This window comes from Cupriavidus sp. CPT47-8839-RL05A, assembly GCF_058792255.1.
The window spans coordinates 186,360-202,928 of sequence record NZ_JBYTEG010000007.1; the positions used below are offsets into that span (position 1 = coordinate 186,360).

General features: G+C 70.3%; 17 protein-coding genes. 6 read left to right on the forward strand and 11 right to left on the reverse strand.

The annotated features are described in order from the left end of the window. Positions 1-97: 97 nt before the first annotated feature. Entirely contained in the window at positions 98-2,086 is a 1,989-nt protein-coding gene (locus AC3WVS_RS10685; RefSeq protein WP_492318605.1) for a sigma-54-dependent Fis family transcriptional regulator, read from the forward strand. A gap of 30 nt (positions 2,087-2,116) precedes the next feature. Here the strand turns inward: AC3WVS_RS10685 and AC3WVS_RS10690 are convergent, their stop codons facing one another. Together AC3WVS_RS10690 and AC3WVS_RS10695 are read right to left on the reverse strand one after the other, a co-directional pair. Then, entirely contained in the window at positions 2,117-3,079 is a 963-nt protein-coding gene (locus tag AC3WVS_RS10690) for an MBL fold metallo-hydrolase (protein ID WP_492318606.1), read from the reverse strand. Beyond that, positions 3,079-4,038 carry an alpha/beta fold hydrolase gene (locus AC3WVS_RS10695; RefSeq protein WP_492318607.1) on the reverse strand — a complete coding sequence of 320 codons (960 nt, stop codon included), beginning with the start codon at positions 4,036-4,038 and terminating at the stop codon, positions 3,079-3,081. Before AC3WVS_RS10695 ends, AC3WVS_RS10690 begins: the two co-directional genes overlap by 1 nt. Before the next feature lie 92 nt (positions 4,039-4,130). On the opposite strand from AC3WVS_RS10695, the gene pqqA reads away from it, so the two are divergent. The 5 genes from pqqA to pqqE all read left to right on the forward strand — a co-directional run bounded on the left by pqqA (position 4,131) and on the right by pqqE (position 7,345). Then, on the forward strand, positions 4,131-4,205 hold the full coding sequence (gene pqqA, locus AC3WVS_RS10700; RefSeq protein ID WP_010809778.1) for a pyrroloquinoline quinone precursor peptide PqqA: 75 nt from the start codon (positions 4,131-4,133) through the stop codon (positions 4,203-4,205). Between the two features lie 132 nt (positions 4,206-4,337). Further along, on the forward strand, positions 4,338-5,255 hold the full coding sequence (gene pqqB, locus AC3WVS_RS10705) for a pyrroloquinoline quinone biosynthesis protein PqqB (RefSeq protein WP_492318608.1): 918 nt from the start codon (positions 4,338-4,340) through the stop codon (positions 5,253-5,255). After that, entirely contained in the window at positions 5,252-5,953 is a 702-nt protein-coding gene (gene pqqC, locus AC3WVS_RS10710) for a pyrroloquinoline-quinone synthase PqqC (RefSeq protein ID WP_492318609.1), read from the forward strand. Before pqqB ends, pqqC begins: the two co-directional genes overlap by 4 nt. Further along, positions 5,950-6,222 carry a pyrroloquinoline quinone biosynthesis peptide chaperone PqqD gene (pqqD, locus tag AC3WVS_RS10715; RefSeq protein ID WP_010809775.1) on the forward strand — a complete coding sequence of 91 codons (273 nt, stop codon included), beginning with the start codon at positions 5,950-5,952 and terminating at the stop codon, positions 6,220-6,222. Before pqqC ends, pqqD begins: the two co-directional genes overlap by 4 nt. Then, positions 6,194-7,345: a pyrroloquinoline quinone biosynthesis protein PqqE gene (gene pqqE / locus AC3WVS_RS10720; RefSeq protein ID WP_492318690.1), complete on the forward strand. Its 1,152-nt coding sequence runs from the start codon at positions 6,194-6,196 to the stop codon at positions 7,343-7,345. Before pqqD ends, pqqE begins: the two co-directional genes overlap by 29 nt. An 80-nt stretch (positions 7,346-7,425) precedes the next feature. Here the strand turns inward: pqqE and AC3WVS_RS10725 are convergent, their stop codons facing one another. From AC3WVS_RS10725 to AC3WVS_RS10765, 9 genes are all read right to left on the reverse strand, one after another. Beyond that, complete coding sequence (locus tag AC3WVS_RS10725; RefSeq protein ID WP_010809773.1) at positions 7,426-7,749, reverse strand: c-type cytochrome; 324 nt, start codon at positions 7,747-7,749, stop codon at positions 7,426-7,428. A gap of 100 nt (positions 7,750-7,849) precedes the next feature. Beyond that, entirely contained in the window at positions 7,850-9,592 is a 1,743-nt protein-coding gene (locus AC3WVS_RS10730; protein ID WP_492318610.1) for a PQQ-dependent methanol/ethanol family dehydrogenase, read from the reverse strand. 201 nt (positions 9,593-9,793) lie between these two features. Then, positions 9,794-10,765, reverse strand: coding sequence for a quinoprotein relay system zinc metallohydrolase 1 (locus AC3WVS_RS10735; RefSeq protein WP_492318611.1), 972 nt, complete (start codon positions 10,763-10,765; stop codon positions 9,794-9,796). Further along, the gene (locus tag AC3WVS_RS10740; RefSeq protein ID WP_492318612.1) at positions 10,762-11,541 is read right to left on the reverse strand and encodes a quinoprotein dehydrogenase-associated SoxYZ-like carrier; all 780 of its coding nucleotides are present in this window, start codon (positions 11,539-11,541) and stop codon (positions 10,762-10,764) included. Before AC3WVS_RS10740 ends, AC3WVS_RS10735 begins: the two co-directional genes overlap by 4 nt. Before the next feature lie 17 nt (positions 11,542-11,558). Beyond that, on the reverse strand, positions 11,559-12,371 hold the full coding sequence (locus AC3WVS_RS10745) for an ABC transporter permease (RefSeq protein ID WP_492318613.1): 813 nt from the start codon (positions 12,369-12,371) through the stop codon (positions 11,559-11,561). 7 nt (positions 12,372-12,378) lie between these two features. Next, positions 12,379-13,584 carry a type 1 periplasmic-binding domain-containing protein gene (locus tag AC3WVS_RS10750; RefSeq protein ID WP_492318614.1) on the reverse strand — a complete coding sequence of 402 codons (1,206 nt, stop codon included), beginning with the start codon at positions 13,582-13,584 and terminating at the stop codon, positions 12,379-12,381. Beyond that, positions 13,577-14,605: a PQQ-dependent catabolism-associated beta-propeller protein gene (locus AC3WVS_RS10755; RefSeq protein WP_492318615.1), complete on the reverse strand. Its 1,029-nt coding sequence runs from the start codon at positions 14,603-14,605 to the stop codon at positions 13,577-13,579. Before AC3WVS_RS10755 ends, AC3WVS_RS10750 begins: the two co-directional genes overlap by 8 nt. Further along, entirely contained in the window at positions 14,602-15,378 is a 777-nt protein-coding gene (locus AC3WVS_RS10760) for an ABC transporter ATP-binding protein (RefSeq protein WP_492318616.1), read from the reverse strand. The genes AC3WVS_RS10755 and AC3WVS_RS10760 overlap by 4 nt, the downstream gene beginning before the upstream one ends. Then, complete coding sequence (locus AC3WVS_RS10765) at positions 15,378-16,373, reverse strand: tripartite tricarboxylate transporter substrate binding protein (protein ID WP_492318617.1); 996 nt, start codon at positions 16,371-16,373, stop codon at positions 15,378-15,380. The genes AC3WVS_RS10760 and AC3WVS_RS10765 overlap by 1 nt, the downstream gene beginning before the upstream one ends. Between the last annotated feature and the right edge of the window lie 196 nt (positions 16,374-16,569).

Genomic DNA, 16,569 nt, shown 5'->3' on the forward strand with positions numbered 1-16,569 from the left:
TTGCTTCATGACGCAACACTGTCGACCATGCGCCCCGGCGACGCCGACAGCGACCCGCGCAAAGATCGCGGGCGGACTTTCCACAGGAGACAGAGAAATGACCTTCCAGCCGGAACCGGCCCGCCCCGCGGCGGGCGCCCCGGGTGACACGGGGCAGCCCGAGCGCGACCAACTGATTGCCCAGGCCCACCAGCGTTCCGAGTCCTATGGCCTGCGTCCCTATGAATCGCCCGACTTCTGCCCGGTGCTGCAGAGCGAGCTGAAAACGCGGATCGAGCGTAGCCAGTCGCTGTTCGCCTATGCGCTGCCGGTGATGGAAACGCTCTACGACCAGATCGTGAATACGCAGAGCATGGTCATCCTGACCGACGCCGATGGCCTGATCCTGCACTCGATGGGCGATGACGACTTTCTGGCCCGGGCCAACCAGGTCGCGCTGCGCCCGGGCGCGGAGTGGTCGGAAGCGCGCCGCGGCACCAACGCCATCGGCACGGCCCTGGCCGAGAACCGGGCCACGCTGGTACACGGCGCCGACCACTTCCTGGAGGCCAACCAGTTCCTGACCTGCTCGTGCATGACCATCCTCGACCCTTACGGCAAGACCGTGGGGGCGCTGGATGTGACCGGCGACCAGCGCGGTTTCCACAAGCACACCATGGCGCTGGTGCGGATGTCGGCGCAGATGATCGAGAACCAGCTGTTCGGCAACGCCTTCCGTGACATGGTGTGCATCCGCTTCCATTCGCGCGCGGAGTTCCTGGGCACGCTGGTCGAGGGCATCGTCTCCTTCACGCCCGGCGGGCGCTTCCTGTCAGCCAACCGCAGCGGGCAGTTCCAGCTTGGCCTGTCCAATGGCGCCCTGCATGCGCACACCTTCTCCTCGCTGTTCGGGCTGTCGATGTCGCAGCTGTTCGACGCGGTGCGCGCGGCTCATGCGGGCATCGTCCAGCTGCACCTGCCCAGCGGCGTCAAGGTCAGCGCCCGGGTCGAATGGAAGTCACCCGCCGCATCGTTGCCGGGCAACACCGATGCCGGCGACGCAGTCCAGCCTGGCACGGCCGCCGCACCGCGCAGCCTGGCCGCAGGCCCGGCCCCCTCCCCCGGGCTGGACGACCTGGACACGGGCGACGCGCACATCCGCGCGGTCATCGGCAAGCTGCGCAAGGTCATCGGCAAGGATATTCCGGTGATGGTGCTGGGCGAGACCGGCACCGGCAAGGAACTGATGGCGCGCGCCATCCACGCCGACAGCCCGCGCCATGCCGGGCCGTTCATTGCGGTGAACTGCGCCTCCATCCCGGAAAACCTGATCGAATCCGAGCTGTTCGGCTATGAAGAAGGGGCCTTCACCGGCGCCCGCAAGAAGGGCGGCATCGGCAAGATGCTGCTGGCCAACGGCGGCACGCTGTTCCTGGACGAGATCGGCGACATGCCGCTGCATCTGCAAGGGCGGCTGCTGCGCGCGCTGCAGGAACGCGCGGTGTCGCCGCTGGGCAGCAGCAAGGTCATCCATATCGATGTCTCGGTGGTGTGCGCCACCAACCGCAACCTGCGTGATCTGGTCGCCAACGGCCAGTTCCGCGAAGACCTCTACTACCGCCTCAACGGGCTGGTGGTGCGGCTGCCGGCCCTGCGCGAGCGCGGCGACCTCGACGTGGTGGCCGCCAGGCTGCTGCGCCAGGAGCAGGCCGGCGTGCAACCCGGCGAGCCGCCCCGCATCCGCGAGTCGGTGATGGAGATGTTCCGCCGCTACCACTGGCCGGGCAATATCCGCCAGCTGGGCAACCTGCTGCGCACCGCGCGGCTGATGGCGGAAGGCGAAGCCGAGATCACCGAGGACCACCTGCCCGACGACTTCCTCGATGACTTGCGCGAGCGCCAGGGGCATGCGGCGGCGCCCGCGGGCCATATGCTGCCGCGCGCGCAGCCCACGCGGCTGGCCGATGTCGAGGCCATGGCCATTGTCGCCACGGTCAAGGCGCACAACGGGAATATCTCTGCGGCGGCCAAGGCGCTGGGGATCTCGCGCAATACGGTCTACCGGAAAATGGAAGAGGCCCGCGGGCTGCCCCACCAGGCCGGCTGATCCCGGCCACGCACCAGGGCAGCCGCGCGCTCAGGCCAGCGGCTCGCCCTGCATCCACAGGTCTTCGAGCTCGCGCCAGGCGCGCTGCAGGTTCAGCGGGTGGCCCGACTGGAAATGGCGCCAATGCCGGAACGGCTCCGCCGCCACGGCGTCGCTGGCGCGCGAGGCATCGCTGCCCGCGGCCAGCGCGGCGCCGATTCCGTGCGCCAGCGCATCCAGGTAGGCCAGCGTCGGCGCCAGCGTCTGGGCGGGCGTGCCCACCGCCGTGCCCACCACCGTGCGCGCCGGCAGCTCCTGCAGCCGCCGCAGCGCACGGCGCCACCCCTGCAGCGAGGCCTCGTGCATCTCCGGCACGCGCTCGCGGTAAGCCAGGCCACCCGCACACAGCAGCTGCAGCTGCGGCGCGTACAGCACCGTATCCGAGGCACTGTGCGCGTTCGCATAAACCTGCACCTGCCAGGTGGTAGCGCCGGTGTGCAGCCAGCCATCGTGCTGCAGCGCGGGCTGCGGCAGCACGATCGCGGCGCCGCGCATGGCACCGTTGCCGAGCAGCGTGGCCATGCGGGCCAGGCAGGCCGCGCAGCGTTGCCGCATCAGCGCAGCCGTGGCGGCGGAAGCCAGGAACACGGGCCGGGGCCGCAGCCGTGCGAACGCGGCATTGGCCAGCACGTTCTCCGGGTGGGCGTGCGTGTTGACCACCCAACGCACGGGCTGCGGCGTCAGCGCCCGGATGGCGCCGAGCAGCGCACCGCCCCACGCCGCCTGCGGCCCGGGGTCCACCACCAGCACGCCCGCACCGCTCAGATGGACCAGGGTCGGCACCACTTCGGCGGCGTTGGCGCGCGCCGCTTCGGCATTGCCGGCGCGGGCCACGTACACGCCTGGCTGCAGCCGCTCCAGCGTGACCCGCGTGCCGGCAGCGGCCGCCGGGCGCCAGCCGTTCATGGCCAGCGCAAGCGTGGCGCCAAGAAAGCCGCGCCGCGTCGTGGGCATCACCGCTGCCAGCCCGCGGCGCGGATCGCGGCCACCAGGGCGTCGCGCATGGCCCCGGCCGCCAGGTGTCCGCCGTCCACCCATGCCAGCCGTGCGCCCGGCATGGCGGCCTGCAGGCGCAGCGCGTTGGCGGGACGGCAGACCTTGTCGGCGCGGCCATGCAGCAGCGTCACCGGCAGGCCATGCGCGCCGATGACCCGCGCCGCGCTGAGCAGGGCCGGCTTGCCCAGTCCGGCCCGGTTGCGCAGGTAGTGCGCCTGGATCCGGTATTTGTTCACCGCGGCCATGCGCTCAGGCTGCGGCTGCCGGCGCGAATGCGACGCAGGGGAAAGACCCAGCAACGCCTGTTCGCTCGCCTGCCACGCCGCGGCAGTGTCCCGTTTTTGAACAGGCGTACCACTTTGCAACAGCCGTGACACAGTGAGCAGCCGCGCGCGCGCATCGGGCAAGCGCTCGCCCCATGCCTTGACGCAATGCAGCATGCGGCGGCCCCCATGGCGCGGTGAAAACAGCGCGAGCACATCGTCGCGGCCAGTCAGGAAGGTGCCGCGCAGGACCAGCGCCGCCACGGCGTGCGGGCATTGCGCCGCGTACGCCAGGGCAAGTGCCGCACCCCATGATCCGCCCACCACGCCCCAGCGCTCGATGCCCAGCGCGCGGCGCAGCTGCTCCAGGTCGGCCAGCAGCGCGCCCACGGTATTGCGGCGCAGGCAGCCGGCCGGCCTGGAGCGGCCGGCGCCGCGCTGGTCCGGCATCACCACGCGGTGCCGCCGCGGGTCGAACCACTGCGCCATGGCGGCAGAGCAGCCGCTGCCCGGCCCGCCATGCAGCACCAGCCACGGCTGGCCGTCCGCGGCGCCGGCCAGCCGCACATGCACGCGCTGGGCGTCGGGCGTACGCAAGTGGAAGGTGGTGGCCGCGTCGGAAAAGCCGGCAGAAATCGTTGATGCGTCGGGCATGGATGTTGCCTTGAGGGGATGCGGCAGTCGGGCGGCAGCCAGGCGCCGCTGCACAACGATATTCACTAACCATGCCACCCAAGGAGAGAGACATGCGCTGGACCACCCCCGCCTACACCGAGCTGCGGCTTGGCTTTGAAATCACGATGTACATCGCCAACCGCTGAACGTGCCACGGTGCCTGCGACCGGCGCTGCGCCGACAGGCAAGCCGCGGACCGCAAGCACAACCAACGCAGGCAGGCGCCAGGGCTGGCGCCTGCCCCGTGAAGCCATGACCCAACACCAAGCGCTCACGCCATGACAAGCATCCGGGTACTGGGGTCGGCCGCCGGCGGCGGCTTTCCGCAGTGGAACTGCAACTGCCACAACTGCGACGGCGTGCGCCGCGGCACGGTGCGCGCCACGCCGCGCACACAATCCTCGATCGCGCTGACGGGCGACGGGCCTGATGCCATCCTGGTCAATGCCTCGCCCGATATCCTGCAGCAGCTGCGCCAGGCACCCGCGCTGCAGCCGGCGCGCGCGCCGCGCGACACCGCGATCGCGGCGGTCGTGCTGATGGATGCGCAGATCGACCACGTCACCGGCCTGCTGATGCTGCGCGAACACCGCCAGGCGCTGCCGCTCTATGCCACCGCCGCCGTGCTCGACGACCTGGGCGCTGCCTTCCCGCTGACGCGCATCCTGTCGCACTACTGCGGGCTGCAGACGCATGCCCTGCCCTGCGACGGCACCGCGTTTTCAGTCCCGCCGCTGGACGGCGTGACACTGACGGCGATACCGCTGGAGAGCAAGGCCCCGCCCTACTCGCCCAACCGCCACGCGCCGCGCGCGGGCGACAACATCGGCCTGCGCATCGAAGACCGCCGCAGCGGCCGCAGCGCCTTCTATGCGCCCGGCCTGGGCCGCATCGACGACCACGTCTTTGCCGAGCTGCACAGCGCCGACATCGTGCTGGTCGACGGCACTTTCTGGCGCGACGACGAGATGCAGGCGCCGGGCTTTTCCGGCAAGAGCGCCGCCGACATGGGCCACCTGGCCCTGTCCGGACCCGGCGGCATGATCGAGGTCCTGGAGCGGCTGCCCGCCAGCCGCAAGATCCTTATCCATATCAACAATACCAACCCGGTGCTGGTGGAAGACTCGCCGGAGCGCGCGGAGCTGGCGCGGCACGGCATCGAGGTCGCGTACGACGGCATGGAAATCGCACTATGACATCTGCCATCCTCCCCATCGCCTGGACCGAGGCCGAGTTCGAGGCCCGCCTGCGCGCCATGGAAAGCGGCTACCACATCCACCATCCCTTCAACCAGCGCATGGCGGCGGGCCAGTGTTCGCCCGCGCAGATCCGCGCATGGGTGGCCAACCGCTTCTACTACCAGGACAACATCCCGCTGAAGGACGCCGCCATCCTGTCCAACTGCCCCGAGCGCGACACCCGCCGCGAGTGGGTGGTGCGCATCCTTGACCACGACGGCACCGACACCCAGCCCGGCGGCATCGAGGCCTGGCTGCGCCTGGGCCAGGCGGTGGGCCTGGAGCGCGAAGCGCTGCTGAGCCACCGGCACGTGCTGCCCGGGGTGCGCTTTGCCGTCGATGCCTACGTCAACTTTGCGCGCCGGGCGCCGTGGCAGGAAGCCGTGTGCTCGTCGCTGACGGAGATGTTCGCGCCTGCAATCCACCAGGAGCGCCTGGCCGGCTGGCCCACGCATTACCCGTGGATCGAGGCCGCCGGGCTGGACTACTTCCGCTCTCGCATTCCGCTCGCGCAGCGCGACGTGGACCATGGCCTGCGCGTGACGCTGGGCCACTTCCGTAGCGCGGCGCAACAGCAGCGTGCCCTCGACATCCTGCAGTTCAAGCTCGACGTGCTCTGGTCGATGCTCGACGCCATCCAGCAAGCCAACCCATGACAGCCAGCACGCAAGACCTCGCCAGACCGACCCTGCACCGGACCTTTCGCCTGCAATGGGAAGCCTCCCAGCAAAGCTGGGTGCTGCTGTACCCGGAAGGCATGGTCACCCTCAACGACAGCGCCGCCGCGATCCTGCAGCGCTGCGACGGCAGCCACACGCTGGACATGCTGATCGACGACCTGCAGGCCGCGTTTGGCGTGCAGGGCATCGCCCCGGAGGTACATGCCTTTGTCAAACATGCGATCGAACGCGGCTGGCTGGTCTGAGGCCGCGCACGGCCCGCCGCTGTGGCTGCTGGCCGAGCTGACCTACCGCTGCCCGCTGCATTGCGCCTTCTGCTCCAACCCGGTGGACTATGCCCGGCATACGGCCGAGCTGAGCACCGCGCAATGGTGCGACGTGTTCAGCCAGGCGCGGGCGCTGGGCGCGGTGCAGCTCGGGCTGTCCGGCGGCGAGCCGCTGCTGCGCAAGGACCTTGAAGTACTGGTCAGGCATGCGCATGGCCTGGGCTTCTACACCAACCTCATCACCTCGGGCGTGGGCCTGACCGATGCCCGCCTTGCCGCCCTGCGCGATGCCGGCCTGGACCATATCCAGCTGTCGTTCCAGGACTCCACCCGCGAGCTCAACGACTTCCTGTCCAGCACGCGCACCTTCGACCTGAAGCAGCGCGTGGCGCGCATGATCAAGGCGCACGGCTACCCGATGGTGATGAACTGCGTGCTGCACCGGCATAACCTGCCGCATGTCGGCACCATCATCGAGATGGCCCTGCAGATGGGCGCCGAATACCTGGAACTGGCCAACACGCAGTACTACGGCTGGGCCTGGGAGAACCGGCTGGCGCTCCTGCCCACCCATGAGCAGCTGCGCGAGGCCGAGGCCGTGGTCCGGCAGTACCGCGCGCGTATCGGCAGGCAATGCCAGATCCTGTTCGTGGTGCCTGACTACTTCGAGGCGCGGCCCAAGAAGTGCATGAACGGCTGGGGCACGACCTTCCTTGGCGTGGCGCCGGACGGCACCGCGCTGCCCTGCCACGCGGCGCGCATGCTGCCGGGCCTGGCGCTGCCCAACGTCGCCACGCAGGGGCTGCGCGAGATCTGGACCGAAAGCGATGCCTTCCGCCGTTTCCGCGGCACGCAGTGGATGCAGGAACCCTGCCGTTCCTGCGACCAGCGCGAGCAGGACTACGGCGGCTGCCGCTGCCAGGCGTTCCTGGTCACCGGCGACGCCGCCGCCACGGACCCGGTGTGCGAGCGCTCCGGCGCGCACGACAAGGTCAGCGAGATCGTGCTGCAGGGCCGGCTGGCCGTGGCGCAGGCGCGCGAGCAAGCGATGGTATTTCGCAGCGATGGCAACTCGCTGCGGCTGAGCAGCGGCCAGCGCTAAGAAAGGGAAAACCCCGGCATGGCAGGCGCCAGCCGGGGTTCCTTGCCGGCATGCCGGCATCGTCCAGACAGTCGCCGGCCTCAGCTGGCACTCAACACCCACTCCGCCAGCTTCTTCGCATCGTCCTCAGCAAGGCTGCCATGCGGCGGCATCGGAATCCGCCCCCACGCGCCCTTGCCGCCTTCGCGGATCTTCTTCGCCAGCCGCTCCGCCGCCTGGCTGTCGCCCTTGTACTTGGCGGCCACCTCGGCAAACCCCGGCCCCACCAGCTTTGACTGCATGCCATGGCAGGAAAAGCAGCCGCTCTTGTCGGCCAGGGCCTGCATGTCGGCGGCCGTGCCGGCCAGTGCCGCGCCCGGCAGCAGCGCCGAAGCCACCGCCAGCGCCATCCATTCCTTCTTCATACCTGAGTCCCGTTTCATCCTGTTGCACCCGCGCCCGGCGCGCGCATCGCACCCATGATGCGATGCGCGCGTGCGCCGGGCAGTGTCATCTCCCGCCAGCTCAGCTCTTGTGCAGCTTGAACACCCACACCGAGCCGCCCTGCTCCAGGAAATTCACGCGCTTGGCCACCTCGCCGCCCCACAGCGGCACCGCGCCGCCCCAGCCGGACACCACGGCCACGTACTGCTCGCCGTTCTCTTCCCAGGTGACCGGGGGCGCCACCACGCCGCTGCCAGTCTGGAACTGCCACAGCTCCTTGCCGGTCCTGGCGTCGGCCGCCTTCAGGTAGCCTTCCGGCGTGCCCCAGAACACCAGCCCGCCGGCAGTGGTCATCACCCCGCCCCACAGCGGCGCGCTGTTCTTGACCTCCCACATGATCTTGCCGCTCTTGGGGTTGATGGCCCGCAGCGTGCCGATGTAGTCCTCGTTCAGCGGCTGGATGGTGAAGCCCGCGCCCAGGAAGGCAGCGCCCTTCTTGTAGCTGATGGGCTCGTTCCAGATATCCATGCCCCACTCGTTGGCGGGCACGTAGAACAGGCCGGTCTGCGGGCTGTAGGCCATCGGCTGCTGGTTCTTGCCGCCAAGGAAGCCCGGCGCGGCAAACACGGACTTGCCCTTCTTCTCGTCGCTGCCGGCGGCGGGGTCGCCGGGGCGGCCTTCGGCGATGTAGTTGGGGCGGCCGCTCTTCAGGTCGATGCCGGTGGCCCAGGTGATCTTCTTGACGAAGGGGAAGGCGTTGACCAGCTTGCCGCTGGCCGCGTCGTTGACGTAGAAGAAGCCGTTGCGGTCGGCCTTGCCGCCCATGCGCTTGCCGTCCAGGTCGAAGGTCACGAACTCATTGACGCCATCGAAATCCCAGCCGTCGTTCGGGGTGTTCTGGTAGTGCCAGGCGATCTTGCCGGTGGCGGGATCCAGCGCCACCGTCGAGGCCGAGTAGAGGTTGTCGCCCTTGCGGATATGGCTGTTCCACGGGCCCGGATTGCCGGTACCGAAATACACCAGCCCGGTGGCCGGATCATAGGTGCCGCCCAGCCAGGTGGCGGCGCCGCCGGTCTTCCAGGTCTCGCCCGGCCAGCTTGCGTTGGCGGTGCCGGTCACGCCGTTCTCGGTCTTGTTGCCGTCCTTGTCGTACTTGTAGCCCATATGGCCTTCCACCACCGGCCGCGACCACACCAGCTGCCCGGTCTTGGCATCGCGTGCGTCGACCCGGCCCACCACGCCGAACTCGCCGCCCGAGATGCCGGTCAGCACCATGCCCTTGACGATCATGGGCGCCGCCGTGTACGAATAGCCGGCGGCGTAGTCCTCCAGCTTCTCCTTCCACACCACCTTGCCGGTCTTCTGGTCCAGCGCCACCAGTTGCGCATCGAGCGTGCCGAAGATCACCAGGTTGTCGTAGAGTGCCGCACCGCGGTTCACCACGTCGCAGCACGGCATGATGCCTTCGGGCAGCCGGTGCTCATACTTCCAGAGCTTGCGCCCGGTCTTCACGTCCAGCGCATAGATGCGCGAATACGAGGCCGTCACGAACATCTTGCCGTCATGGATCAGCGGCTGCGATTCCTGCCCGCGCTGCTTCTCGCCGCCAAACGAGAACGACCACGCCGGCACCAGCTGCCCGACGTTCTTCGTATTGATGCGCGACAGCGTGGAATAGCGCTGGCCTTGCGGGCCCATGCCCCACGACAACACATCGCCGGGGCTCTTTGCGTCGTTCTCGATCATGGCATCGGTCACTGCCGCCTGCGCGGCCAGACTGGCCGCGGCAGCCGCAACCGCCATCACTACTCGTAACGTCCTCATTGCCATCTCCTCTCTTGTTTTGGGTTTCCCTGGTGCGCCACTGCGCCACACACCAGACATGCCTTTGGCAAGTCCCATGCCAGTCGCATCCCCGCACCAGCACGCCGGTTGCGGCCCGGTTGCGTGATGCCAGCCGTGCCAGCGCGCAACACTGCGTTGCAGCTGCTCCAGAATTGAACAGCCCGCCACGGCTGGCCGGCGTCAGTGGCCAAGCGCGCTTTCCTCGCGCGCCGGGTAGAGATGTCCGACGTTGCGCAGGTACTCCGCGGGCATCGCGGCCCAGTGCGCATAGGGCTGCGGCACCGGCATCGCCATGACCTCGGCCAGGTCCCGCCCCTGCGCCGCGGCCTCGCGCAGGCGCGTATCCAGCCATTGCAGGTAGCCGCGCGTCTGCGCGATGGCCTCTGCGCCGCCGCCGGCCGCAGGCACTGGCCCGTGGCTGGGGACCAGCACGCGCGCCCCGCTGTCGGCCAGCAGCGCCTGCAGCCGGTCCAGGCTGGCCAGCCAGCGGCCGATATCCGCGTGCGGCGTGGTCGGAATGCGTTGCCGGAACACCAGCCCGCCGGCAAAGACCACGCCCGCGCTGTGGTCCAGCACCACCAGGTCGTCGCCGGTATGGCCGTCCAGGCGCACCAGCTCCAGCGTATGGCGCCCGATCGTGCGCCGGCCCGGCGCCAGCGCGTGGGCAGCCGGCGCGGGCTCGGTGCCGCGCATCCAGTCGCCGCACAGGCGGTAGAGGTTGTCGGCATAAGCGGCGCCCTCGCGCCGCGCCCCGTCGATGGTGCCGGCCAGGGCGCTGCCGCCCACATCGGCATAGGCCTGGTTGCCGAAGAAATAGTCGGGATGCAGGTTCAGGTTCAGCACCAGCCGCACCGGGGCGGCCGTGACCGATGCAATCGCCTTGCGCTGCTGCTCGCCATACAACCGCGACGGGCCGGTGTTGATCACCACCACGCCGTCGCCGGTGTCGATAAACGCGGTATTGATGATGTTGCAGCCGTTGCCGGGCGCGAAGTCGGCATTGGCGCCTTCCAGCAGCCACACGCCCGCGGCGATCTCGCGCGGGGCCAGGCGGTAGTCGGGAGGCTGCAGCACGGCCTGCTGGGCGAATGCCGGCGGCACGGGCTGGCCCGCCAGGCATAGCAGCAACCACAGTAGTACGCGTCGCTTCATTGCCACACCCGCGCGGCGATGCGGTTGCCGTTGTTGTCGTGGCCGGCCACCGTCATGCCCGGCTGCACGGCATCGCGCAGGTCGAAGGAGAAGATCGGGTTCTCGGCAACCGGCTCATGCAGCGTCAGGCGCAGCAGCGGCTGCCGGGCCGCGTCGGCCAGCACCAGGGTCTCGATATGGAACGCCGGGATGCCCGCCGCCAGGCCGGTATCCATCGGATGCATCACGCGCAGCCGCACGCGCGCCGCGGCCCCGCCGAAGCCCGGGAACACGCGCGCGTCCACGCGGTTGAGCGTGCGGCTCCAGCTGCCGTCGCGGCGCGTGGCGCCAGGCACCGTGCAGCCCCCGCCGCCGGCATCGACCAGCACGCTGCCGACATGCCAGGTGCCATCGCGCGTGCGCGCCGCCACCCGCACCGGCGAAGCCTGTTCCAGCTTGAAGCGGAACGACAGCGACGGGCGCACCCGCAGCGGTTCGAACGCCAGCACCTCGCGGATCGGGTTGCGGTCCACCGCCACCACGATGCGATCCACTTCGCCCAGCGCCGAGGCATCGAAGGCGATCGGCACGCGCATGGGGTCTTCCGCAAACGCCGGCCCGGTCACCCTGACGCGGCTGTCGAACACCACCGGGCCAGCCTGCAGTAGCTCCTTGTGGATCCAGGCCCATTGCGGCGACTGCAGCGGATCGCCGTGCGCGATGACGGCGCCGTCTGCCGCGGCAGCCGCTACCGCCGGACTGGCCATGCCCAGAGCGGCCGCCATCAGCAGGACCATGCCCCGCGTCCGCCGCCTCATGCCTGCTGCCCCCGGCGCGCCATGCCGCGCTGCGGGTCGTAGCCCTGCAGCGCCAGCGCGAAGAACACCGCCGCGCTGCCCGCCACCACCGCCAGGCTCAGCGGCGCCACCTGCCCGTACAGCGCAAAGCGGATCGCCTCGACCGCGTGGGTGAAGGGATTGAAGCGGGCCAGCTGGTACACCACCTCCGCGCCCGACTCCTGCAGCTTCCACAGCGGGTACAGCGCCGAGCTGATGAAGAACATCGGGAAGATCACGAAGTTCATGGTGCCGGCAAAGTTCTCGAGCTGGCGCACATGGACCGACAGCAGCAGGCCCAGCGCGCCCAGCATCAGCGCGGCCAGCGCCATGGCGCCCGTCGCCGCCAGCAGGTCCAGGGGCTCGAAGCGGATGCCGAAGGCCATCGCCACCAGCAGGAACGCGGCCATCTGCAGCAGCGACAGCACCGTGCCCGCCGCCAGCTTGCAAGCCAGCAGCCAGCCCCGCGGCAGCGGCGCGGTCAGCAGCAGCCGCATCACGCCCATCTCGCGGTCGTACACCATGGCCAGCGACGACTGCATGCCGTTGAACAGCGCGATCATGCCCAGCAGCCCGGGCGCCACGTAGACCTTGTATTCGATGTAGGTGTCGTAGGGCGGCGCAATGGCGACGCCCAGCGCGTTCTGGAAGCCCGCGGCAAACACCAGCAGCCACAGCAGCGGGCGCACCAGCGACGACAGCAGGCGCCCGGGCTGGCGCAGGTACTTGCGCAGCTCGCGCCCGCAAACCGCGCGCAGCGCGCGCCAGCGATGGATCAGGATGGAGGCCATGGGTGCGCTACGCGGATGGGGCCCGGCACGCCGTGTCGGCTTCATCGGCGCCCAGGGTGTCGAGGTTGTTCTTCGGATGCAGCACGCCGTCCACCGGGGCCATGCCGGCCACGCCGTCAGGGTGGGCCAGCAACACCGGCTGGCGCAGCTGGCGGTCCCAGCGGCGGAACGACAGTGGCGGCCCCTTGAAGCCGTCCACCACCACCTGCCCGGCGGCAAGCGCTTGCGCCTGTCCGGCAAACCCGGCCCCGGGCAGGCGCGCCACGCTCTCGGCGATGGCCTTGACCGCCACCCAGGCAGCCCAGTCGTAGCCGGTCATCGGACGGCCCGCCGCGCGCATGAAGCGCCGGTTGAGCTGCGGCCCGCCATTGCGCTCCCAGGCCCAGTGCCACGCCTGCGCGCCCAGCCCGCTGGCGCCCACCACCGGGCGCGGCAGCAGCGTGGCGTAGGGCACGCCGCGCGCGAACTCGCCGTCGGCATCGGCCACCACCACCACGTCATAGTCCACGCCGCCGGTCAGCAGGCCGAGGTTGGCCTGGTCGCGCTCACGCGGGTCGTTGGACAGCCTGAAGGCGCGCTGCGCCGACCAGGCAATGCCAAAGCGCCGCGCCGACGTCACCAGCGCGTCGCGCTGCGCCGCATCGGCCGCGGACGGGCCGCTCAGCAGCAGGGCACGGCGCCATTTGCGCAATACCAGGTACTGCATCAGCGCATCCGCGCGCATGCGCAGGCTGGGCAGCGTGTGCAGCAGCACCGGCGCGCAGCCGGCGCCGCGCAACGCGTCGTCATCGGCCGACACGTTGAACAACAAGGCCTCGCCCGGCTTGACCGCACCCGTGGCTGCCCTGACCGATGCCGACGGCAGGTCCAGCAGGATATAGCGCGTGCCCTGCCGCGCCAGCGCAGCGACCAGCGGGGCCACCTCGGCTTCAGTGCGGGCTTCCTGTGCTTCCAGCCTGAGCGACTGGCCCGCGGCCTCGAGCGCCACGCGCGCTTCGGCGGCCGCCACCTGGGCGCCGTCGAGCGCACGGCCCTGCGGCTGGCCGGGATAGCGCTGCGCCAGGCGCCGGGGCGCATAGCGCGCGTCGTCGGCCTGCGACACGACCGCCACGCGCACCTCGGCAGCGTGCACCGCGGCAGGCAGCCACGCCAGCGCCATGGCGCCCAGCCCGGCACGCCACCACTGCCACCACGCACGCGAGCGCTCAGTCATCGATCGCCACCGAATGCGGCACCCGGCCCGCCTTGAGCGTGGCCACCGCCTTGCGGCTGGCGGTGTCCACCACGCTGACATCGTCGGACAGGCCGTTGGCGACATAAAGCCGTGCGTTGTCGCGGCTCAGCGCCAGCCCCCAGGCGCGGCGGCCGACCAGCACATAGTCCTGCACCCGGCGCGACGCCACCTCGACCACCGCGACATGGTTGGCGCGGCCCAGCCCGATATAGGCGCGCGTGCCGTCGCCGCTGGCCGCCATGCCCACTGGGGTCACGTCCTCGGCGCGAAAGCCCCGCGGCGCGAAGGCGATGGTCTGGGCCACCTCGAAGGTATCGGTACGGATCACGCTGACGCTGGCGGAGAGCTCGTTGGACACCCACAGCTCCTTGCCGTCGCGAACCAGCAGCAGCCGCCGCGGCCGGTTGCCGACCTGGATATTGCGGATCACCTTGCGCGCGGCGACGTCGATGACATGGACCAGGTTGGCCACCTCCGAGGTCACGTACACATGCCTGCCGTCGGCGCTGACCTTGACGCCCTCCGGCTCCTCGCCCACCCTGACCGCGAACACGCGCTTGCCCGACGCCGTGTCGTAGGCCGACAGCAGCCCGTCTTCTTCATTCGAGACATAGAGCGTGCGGCCGTCCTGGCTGAGATCGAACAACTCCGGATCGTCCCCCACCGGCAGCGATGCCACGGTCTTGCGGCTGGCCACATCGACCACATCCACCCGGTTGTCGTCGCTGCAGGCCACGTACAGGCGCGTGCGGTCGGGCGACAGCTGCAGGTGGCGCGGCCGCTTGCACTGCCGCCATACCGCGACCAGCTGCCGGCTGCGGGCATCGAAGACGGCGAGGGCATCGTCCTTCTCGCTCGAGACAAAGACCTGGTTGCTAGCCTGGCCGACGGGTCGCGCGGCCCCGCCCTGCGCGCCTTCGGCCAGGCCGGCGGCAACCAGCAGCGTCGTGGCCAGCAGCAAGGCGCCGGCAAACCAGCGGGGAGATGGCATCTTGTTCATGCGGGTACGCGCCTCACGGCCGGGTCAGTGACAGGGGCCTGCGGCGTCATGGCCAGGAAAGCGCCCTCCAGGGTGTCGCACGCCGCGGCGCCGCGCAGTGCGGCCGGGGTGCCGTCGAAACGCACCATGCCGCGGTCCAGCACAATCACGCGGTCGGCGCGCTCCACCTCCTGCACCAGGTGGGTGGCCCACAGCACGCCGGCCTGCGCCCGCGCCGTCAGGCGCCGGGCATCGGCCACCAGTTGCGCGCGCGCGGCCGGGTCCAGCCCCACCGTGGGCTCGTCCAGCAGCAGCATGGCCGGTTCATGCAGCAGCGCGCGCGCCAGTTCCACCTTGCGCCGGTTGCCGCCCGAAAGCTCGCGCACCGGTGCGCGCGCACGCGCCGCCAGCCCGAAGTCATCGAGCAGCCGGGCGATGCGCTGCGCCGCCACGCCGCGCGGCAGCCCGTGCAGGTCCGCGTGAAAGCGCAGGTTGGCCAGCACCGGCAGGTCCAGGTCGATGGCCGGCTGCTGGAACACGATGCCCAGCCGCGCCAGCGCGCGCACCGGATCGCGCCGCATGTCGCTGCCCATGACCGTGACCTGCCCGGCATCGGCCACGAACAGGCCGCTGAGGATCTGGAACAGCGTGGTCTTGCCCGCCCCGTTGGGCCCGAGCAGTGCCACGAACTCGCCGCGCCGCACGCTGAGCGAGACCCCGTCCAGGGCCGCGCGGCTGCCGAAGGCCTTGCGCACGGCGTCGCAGCACAGCGCCAGCGGCGCTTGCATGGCCATCACAGCTGCCCCCTGGGCCGCGCGGTGCCCACGCGCTCGGCAAAGGTCCGCTCGGTCTCCCACGCATGGCGCAGGAAGGCATCGTATTGCGCGGTATCCAGGTAGGTCAGCTCCTGGTCGTACCTGGCCAGTTCCGCAAGGTGGCGCGGCTGCTGCATCGCGGCGCGGAATGCGTCATGCAGGCGGCGGACGATGGCCGGATCGGTGCCGCGCGGCACGCCGATGCCGTAGGGCGAGTTATGGACCGCATCGGCAAAGCCCAGCTCGCTTACCGTCGGCACCTCGGGCCAGCGCGGTGAGCGCTGCGCGCTGAACACGGCCAGCAGGCGCAGCTTGCCGGTCTCGACGAAGGGCGCGAAGCCGGTGGAATTGACCCCCGCCATCAGCGAACCGTTGGCCACCGCCAGCATCTGGTCAGCGGTGCCGTGATACGGCACGTGGATATAGCGCACGCCGCTGCGCCCGAGCACGTCCTCCATCGCCAGATGGGCGGTGGTGCCGATGCCGGTGGAACCCACGGTCAGCTCGCCCGGATGCGCGCGGCCCCAGGCGACCAGGTCGCGCAGCGAGCGCAACGGGCTGTCTGCGGGCACCACGATGCCGAAGGTATAGCCCGAGATCATCAGCACCGGCTGGATGTCGCGCAGCGGCTGCCAGGCGGTCTTCTGCTGATGCGGGAAGCGATACACCGTCAGCGGCAGCTGGCCGATGGTGTAGCCGTCCGGGCGCGCCGCGGCAAGCAAGCCGCCCACCAGCGTGCCGCCGGCGCCCGGCCGGTTCTCCACCACGACCGGCTGCCCCAGCTCGCGCCCGGCCAGCTCCGCCAGGATGCGCATGGAGATATCGGTGGCGCCGCCCGCTGGCCATGGCACCACCAGCGTGATCGGCCGCGACGGATACCCGTGCGCGCCCTCGGCCAGCGCGTCGCCCGCATGGACCAGGCCGAGGCACGGCAACAGCAGGCAGGCAAGGCAGCGACCAAGGCGGCGGAACATGGCTAAGCACCAGGCAGAGTGTTGATGCAGGTGAACAGAGCAAGGCCGATACCATGTGCAGCGCAGCATCGGGCCGCGCTCCATGCCAGCCGTTGCCTGGCCGCGCCGGACGCTCTGCCGGACGCTGCGGCCAGGCCGTGCCTTGTGCGGTGCGCCGCGAACGACTGTCCCATGGTTGAGCACCGGTCCGCTGCCT